The organism is Nocardioides sp. (assembly GCF_030655615.1).
Taxonomy (GTDB): Bacteria; Actinomycetota; Actinomycetes; order Propionibacteriales; family Nocardioidaceae; genus Nocardioides.
The window spans coordinates 1-6,985 of sequence record NZ_JAURVJ010000120.1 but is presented as its reverse complement, the minus strand read 5'-3'; the positions used below and the strand labels follow the sequence as shown (position 1 = coordinate 6,985).

Annotated in this window: 7 protein-coding genes; all 7 read left to right on the top strand. The window is 71.9% G+C overall.

Features of this window, described 5'->3' with window-relative positions; all coding sequences use genetic code 11:
* A partial coding sequence (dacB, locus tag Q7T52_RS09835) for a D-alanyl-D-alanine carboxypeptidase/D-alanyl-D-alanine-endopeptidase (protein WP_304801931.1) occupies positions 1–587 on the top strand: 587 nt, incomplete at its 5' end.
* Positions 588–627: 40 nt separating this feature from the next.
* Positions 628–1,680, top strand: a complete 1,053-nt coding sequence (locus Q7T52_RS09830; protein WP_304801930.1) for a zinc-dependent metalloprotease — start codon at positions 628–630, stop codon at positions 1,678–1,680.
* Positions 1,681–1,687: 7 nt separating this feature from the next.
* Positions 1,688–2,695 (top strand): tRNA lysidine(34) synthetase TilS, encoded by a 1,008-nt coding sequence (gene tilS, locus Q7T52_RS09825; protein WP_304801928.1) that lies wholly within the window; start codon positions 1,688–1,690, stop codon positions 2,693–2,695.
* A gap of 5 nt (positions 2,696–2,700) precedes the next feature.
* Positions 2,701–3,252 carry a hypoxanthine phosphoribosyltransferase gene (gene hpt / locus Q7T52_RS09820; protein WP_304801926.1) on the top strand — a complete coding sequence of 184 codons (552 nt, stop codon included), beginning with the start codon at positions 2,701–2,703 and terminating at the stop codon, positions 3,250–3,252.
* Positions 3,253–3,963: 711 nt separating this feature from the next.
* Positions 3,964–6,036: an ATP-dependent zinc metalloprotease FtsH gene (gene ftsH / locus Q7T52_RS09815; protein ID WP_304801924.1), complete on the top strand. Its 2,073-nt coding sequence runs from the start codon at positions 3,964–3,966 to the stop codon at positions 6,034–6,036.
* A gap of 13 nt (positions 6,037–6,049) precedes the next feature.
* On the top strand, positions 6,050–6,655 hold the full coding sequence (gene folE / locus Q7T52_RS09810; RefSeq protein WP_370692314.1) for a GTP cyclohydrolase I FolE: 606 nt from the start codon (positions 6,050–6,052) through the stop codon (positions 6,653–6,655).
* On the top strand, positions 6,652–6,985 hold a 334-nt coding region (locus Q7T52_RS09805), incomplete at its 3' end, for a hypothetical protein (protein ID WP_304801921.1). The genes folE and Q7T52_RS09805, both read left to right, overlap by 4 nt.

Here is a 6,985-nt window from a genome sequence, read left to right as displayed (position 1 = left end):
CGGCGCCCCGGACCGCGGCGATCGCGTCGGTCGACAGCGCGCCGCTCGGCCAGGTCGTGGGGCGGATCCTCGACGTCAGCGACAACGACGCCTCCGAGGTGCTCCTGCGCCACGTCGGGCTCGCCGCGTCGGGGGAAGGGTCGATCGCGGCCGGCCAGGACGGCGTACGGACCCTGCTCCGGCGGGCCGGGGTGCGGATGGGCGCCAGCGTCCTCCACGACGGCAGCGGCCTGTCGCGTGCCAACCGGATGGACCCGTCGTTGCTCGTCTCGGTGCTCCAGCTCGCTGCCTCCGCCGCACGACCCGGCCTGCGCCCGATCGTCGCCGGCCTGCCGATCGCGGGGTTCACCGGCTCGCTGACCGACCGGATGGACCAGGGACCCGCCGCGGGCCGCGGCCGGGTCCGCGCCAAGACCGGCACGCTGCGGTCGGTGTCGTCGCTCGCCGGCCTGGCGACCGACCTCGAGGGCAACGTCATGGTCTTCGTGCTGATGGCCGACCGGGTCCGGGACGACGACAACCTGATCGCCCGCGTGGCCCTCGACAACGCGGCCGCCGCCCTCGGCGCCTGCTCCTGCAGCGGCTGAGGGCGGCTGGGGCCGTACGGGCCCCCGGTAGGTTCGACGCATGAACCAGCCCGAGCCCTCGGACCGCGCCTCCGAGATGGTCGACTGGGACCTCGCGGTCCGCATCGCCTCCCGGCTCGCCGGCCAGGGTCCCGTCATCTCCCCCGCAGCGGCGTCCGAGGCCGTCGAGGAGCTCCGGGCCGGGGCCGACCGGTCGACCGCGCTGGTGCGCGACTTCACCGGGCTCGTCGCCGCCGACCACACCGCGCCCGTCCTCGTCGTCGACCGGCCCGGCTGGATCCAGGCCAACGCCGACGCGTTCCGCCACCTCGTCTCGCCGCTGGTCGACCAGATCAGCTCCAAGAAGCCGCCGACCGGGGTCGCCCTGGCCGTCGGCTCCAAGGTCACCGGCGCCGAGGTCGGCGGCCAGCTGGGGTTCCTCGCCGGCAAGGTGCTCGGGCAGTTCGACCCCTTCCACGCGCCCGACGGACGGCTGCTCCTCGTCGCGCCCAACATCGTCCACGTCGAGCGCGAGATCGGCGCCGTCCCGAGCGACTTCCGGCTGTGGGTCTGCCTGCACGAGGAGACGCACCGCGTGCAGTTCACCGCGGTGCCGTGGATGCGCGACCACCTCTTCTCCGAGGTCCAGGCGCTGTCGTCCACCGTCAGTCCCTCCGGCGTCGACGAGCTCGTCAAGCGCGTGTCCGAGGCGTTCAAGGGCGGCATCGGCAAGGGCGGCATCGTCGAGCTCCTCAGCACGCCGGAGCAGAAGGCGATCCTCGACCGCGTCACCGGGATGATGTCGCTCCTCGAGGGCCACGCCGACGTCGTCATGGACGGGGTCGGCCCCACCGTCATCCCGACCGTCGGCGACATCCGCAAGAGCTTCACCGAGCGCCGCAAGGGCGTCGGCGCCCTCGACCGGATGCTGCGCCGCCTCCTCGGCCTCGACGCCAAGATGGCGCAGTACCGCGACGGCGCCCACTTCGTCCGCTCCGTCGTCGACAAGGTCGGCATGGCCGAGTTCAACGCCGTGTGGGAGCGCGCCGAGCACCTGCCGTCCAAGGCCGAGCTCTCCGACCCCGACGCCTGGGTCTCGCGGGTCCTCGGCTGAGGCTGTCGTGACGCTCGACCCGGCCGTCGCCGCCGTACGCCTCGCCGTACGCCGCTGGCTCGGCCCCCCGGACACCGCCACCGTCCTCGTCGCCTGCTCCGGCGGTGCCGACTCGCTGGCCCTGCTGGCCGCCACCGTCTTCGAGGCGCGTCGGCGCCCGCTGCGCGTCGTCGGGGCCGTGGTCGACCACGGGCTCCAGGACGGCTCCGCCGACCACACGGCCCGCGTGGTCGCGCAGATGGCCGCGCTCGGGGTCGACGAGACCGTCTCGGCCCGCGTCACGGTCGACGCCCCCGGCCTCGGGCCCGAGGCCGGCGCGCGCGAGGCGCGCTACGACGTGCTCGACCAGATGGCCCGCCACTTCGGCGCCCGCCAGGTCCTGCTCGGCCACACCCTCGACGACCAGGCCGAGACGGTGCTCCTCGGGCTCGCCCGGGGGAGCGGGGGACGGTCGATGGCCGGCATGCGGCTGGGGTTCCAGCGCGACGACGACGTCGACGGTCCCCACTTCGGCCGCCCGCTGCTCGGCGTGCGCCGGGAGCAGACCGAGGCCGCCTGCCGCGCGGAGGGCATCGAGTGGTGGACCGACCCGCACAACGTCGACCCGCGCTTCGCCCGCTCCCGGGTGCGCCAGACCGTGCTGCCCGTGCTCGAGCGCGAGCTCGGGCCCGGCATCTCCGAGGCCCTCGCCCGCACCGCCGACCAGCTCCAGGCCGACTCCGACTACCTCGACACCGCCGCGGAGGAGTGGCTGCGCGACGTCTACGACGCCGACCGCGGCTTCGTGGTGTGGGGCCTCGAGCCGCTGGCGCCGGCGATCCGCAACCGGGTCCTCCGCCTCGCCGCGCTCGCCGCCGGCAGCCCGCCGTCGGAGCTGACCGCCGGCCACGTCGGGGCGCTCGCCGAGCAGGTCCTCAACACCACGCACCTCCCGCGCCAGATCCAGCTGCCGGGCCACGTGACCGCGATCCGCGAGGGTGATGTCCTGCGCTTCGTGCGGTCACCACTAGCCTGATCGCCATGGACGCAGCCCACGTCGACGACGACCTCGTCAACGTCCTCTTCACCGAGCAGCAGATCCACGAGAAGGTCGGTGAGCTGGCCGCGGCCATCGAGCGCGACTACGAGGGCCGCGAGCTGCTCATCGTGGGCATCCTCCGCGGCGCTGTGATGGTGATGGCCGACATGGCCCGCGCCTTCACCCGCCACGTCGAGATGGACTGGATGGCGGTGTCGTCCTACGGCTCCGGCACCAAGTCGAGCGGCGTCGTCCGCATCCTCAAGGACCTCGACACCGACATCTCCGGCCGCGACGTCGTCATCGTCGACGAGATCATCGACACCGGCCTCACCCTCTCCTGGCTCACCGCCAACCTCGCCTCGCGCAACCCCGCCAGCGTCGAGATCTGCACCCTCCTCCGCAAGCCCGAGGCCCTGCAGATGCCCGTCGACGTCAAGTACGTCGGCTGGGACATCCCCAACGAGTTCGTCGTCGGCTACGGCCTCGACTACCGCGAGCGCTACCGCAACCTGCGCGACATCGGGACCTTGGCTCCGCACGTCTACAGCTAGGTCGCACCTCCCACGTCGGCTGAGGTGCGAGCGCAGCGAGCCTCGAAGCCACCTTGTTGTCGTGGGGCCATTCGGTGTCCGGGTCGGGTGGCCGCGCGCGTAGCAGACCGCGTCTCGGCGTCAAGGCGCGTCGCCCGCTTCGCGGCGCCTGCGGCGGCCTTGACCCCGAGCCTCTCGCGGTCTGCAACGGCGCGCTCAACGGCGGAGCCTCGCAAGCTCGGCCCGCCGCCGCTGGCGCGGCCACCCGACCCGGCGGTGCGTGAGCCACCGTTCCGGGCGGTCTGAGCTGCCGGTTCGGTGGCTGACGCACCGCCGGGCGGGTCGGGCCGGGTGGGCGGTCAGTGAGCCACCGTTCCGGGCGATCCGAGGTGCCGGTTCGGTGGCTGACGCACCGCCGGCCCGGGTCAAGCTCCGAGAGTGAGGTTCTAGGACGAAACTCCCGCTTCCCGGCCAGAGCTTCGTGCGAGAACCGGGAGAAACGTCAGGTCAGCGTGACCAGTGGTGCAGATGCTAGGCGCGCGGACAGCCCGACCACCCATGACCCAAGGTGGTCTGGGGTCCTGGGTGCGACCACCACACCCACCCAGAAACACCCCGTACCAGAGGGTCACCTCACAACCGGGGGGAGTGACGTGCCCACTCGCCTGAGAGGATGGTGTCGTCCCCGGCTCCCTGTACCGTCGAGGGCTCAGTCGTGCTACCTGCGGAAGTGTGGTCGTGAAGCGGATTTTCAAGGGTCCTTGGATCTGGATCGGTGTGGCGGTGCTCGCCGTCGTCCTCGCGCTGCAGTTCCTCGCGTCCGGCGGTGGTTACGACGAGGTCCCGACCTCCCGGTTGCAGCAGTACATCGCTGACGGGGACGTCAAGGAGATCAAGTTCATCGACGGTGAGCAGAAGATCGAGGTCACCCTCCAGAAGGGCGTCCGCGACAGCGGCGACAAGGTCATGTCCTACTGGGTCCTCGGGCAGCAGCAGGGCATCATCGCCCAGGCCGACGCCCAGCTGGAGACCAACGGCGGCAAGATCGAGAAGCTCGAGTCCGACAACCCGCAGCCGAGCACCCTGGCCAGCATCTTCTTCACGCTGATCCCGTTCATCCTCATCATCCTGCTGTTCCTGTGGCTCATGAACAGCGTGCAGGGCGGTGGCGGCCGGGTCATGCAGTTCGGCAAGTCCAAGGCCAAGCTGATCTCCAAGGACATGCCCAAGACGACGTTCGCCGACGTCGCGGGGTGTGACGAGGCGATCGAGGAGCTCGGCGAGATCAAGGAGTTCCTCCAGGAGCCCGCCAAGTTCCAGGCCGTGGGCGCCAAGATCCCCAAGGGCGTGCTGCTCTACGGCCAGCCCGGAACCGGCAAGACCCTCCTCGCGCGCGCCGTCGCCGGCGAGGCAGGGGTGCCGTTCTACTCGATCTCCGGCTCCGACTTCGTCGAGATGTTCGTGGGTGTCGGCGCGAGCCGCGTCCGCGACCTCTTCGAGCAGGCCAAGGAGAACGCGCCGGCCATCGTCTTCATCGACGAGATCGACGCCGTCGGGCGCCACCGCGGCACCGGCATGGGCGGCGGCCACGACGAGCGCGAGCAGACCCTCAACCAGCTCCTGGTCGAGATGGACGGCTTCGACGTCCGTGGCGGCGTCATCCTGATCGCCGCGACCAACCGGCCCGACGTGCTCGACCCGGCGCTGCTGCGTCCCGGTCGCTTCGACCGCCAGATCTCCGTCGACGCGCCCGACCTGGCCGGCCGCACCCAGATCCTCCAGGTCCACGCCCGCGGCAAGCCGCTGGCGCCCGACATCAAGCTGGCCGACACCGCTCGTCGCACCCCGGGCTTCTCGGGTGCCGACCTGGCCAACGTGCTCAACGAGGCGGCGCTGCTCACCGCCCGCAACAACAAGAAGACCATCGACGCCGAGGCGCTCGACGAGGCCATCGACCGCGTCATCGCCGGACCCCAGCGGCGCACGCGCCTGATGAGCGAGCAGGAGAAGCTCGTCACCGCCTACCACGAGGGCGGCCACGCCCTGGTGGCCGCGGCGATGCCGCGGACCGACCCGGTCCACAAGATCACGATCCTGCCGCGCGGGCGGGCCCTCGGCTACACGATGGTGCTGCCCGACGAGGACAAGTACTCGCAGACCCGCTCCGAGCTGCTCGACAAGCTGGCCTACATGCTCGGCGGCCGCGCCGCCGAGGAGATGATCTTCCACGACCCGACCACGGGTGCGGGCAACGACATCGAGAAGGCCACCAGCCTGGCGCGCGCCATGGTCACGCAGTACGGCATGACCGAGCGTCTCGGTGCGATCAAGCTCGGCGGAGACGCCGAGCAGCCGTTCCTGGGCCGCGACATCGGCCACTCGCGCAACTACAGCGAGGACGTCGCCGCGATCGTCGACGACGAGGTCAACAAGCTGCTGACGACCGCCCACCAGGAGGCGTTCGACGCGCTCGAGGACAACCGCGACGTGCTCGACGCCCTGGTGCTGGCGCTGCTCGACAAGGAGACCCTCGACAAGGAGCAGGTCGCCAAGATCTTCGAGCCGCTGCGTCGTCGCCCCGAGCGTCCGGCCTGGACCGGCTCGCCGACCCGCAAGCCGTCCGAGATCCCGGCGGTCGAGATCCCCCAGGCGATCCGCGACCGCGTCGCGGCCAACGGCCTCCTCGCCAAGCACGAGGAGGGCGGCGCCGTCGTCGTCACCCCGCCGGGTCCCGGCGGCGACGTCCACGACCCCAGCCTTGGTGGCGGCGGGTCCGAGCCGTCTCCGCCCTGGCCAGGCTCCTGACGTGGTCGACCCCATCGACCGGAGCGAGGTCGACCCGGCGAAGGTGCCGGAGTTCGACCACGCCCGGGCGGAGGCGGCCGTGCGCGAGCTGCTCCACGCCATCGGTGAGGACCCCACCCGCGAGGGACTGCTCGAGACGCCGGCCCGCGTCGCGCGTGCCTACGCCGAGCTGACCGCCGGGCTGCGCCAGCGGCCCGAGGACGTGCTCACCACGACGTTCGACCTCGGCCACGACGAGATGGTCCTGGTGCGCGACATCGAGCTGTGGTCGATGTGCGAGCACCACCTCGTGCCGTTCACCGGTGTCGCCCACGTCGGCTACATCCCGGCCGTCTCGGGCAAGATCACCGGGCTCTCCAAGCTGGCGCGGCTCGTCGACGTCTACGCCAAGCGGCCCCAGGTCCAGGAGCGCCTGACCACCCAGGTCGCCGAGGCCATGATGGACATCCTCGAGGCTCGCGGCGTCATCGTCGTCATCGAGGCCGAGCACCTCTGCATGACCATGCGCGGCGTCAAGAAGGCCGGCGCCCGCACCATCACCTCGGCGGTCCGCGGCTCGATGCGCACCGACGCCGCCACCCGCGCCGAGGCGATGGCGTTGATCCACCGGGTCCGGTGACCCCCGACGTCGCGCGGCTCGTCCCACGGGCCGCCGACCTGATCGGTCCGGGCACGGTCGTCGTCCTGGCGCCGACCGACACCGACCTGACGCCTCTCGACGCGGCCGGGCGGGTCGTCCTACCCCTGCGCCACGAGGGTGGCCCGAACGCCCTCCACGACGCCCTCACCGTCCTGGGTCACGTCGACGCGGTGGTCGACGTGCTGCGCGGTCCCGGGGTGGTCACCCGGCTCCCCGTCCTCCTCCAGCACCTACGTCGAGGGGGCCGGCTGGTCGTCGCGCTGCCCCGGCGCGCCGAGGTCCGGGCCACCGTCACCGACCTGCTCGACG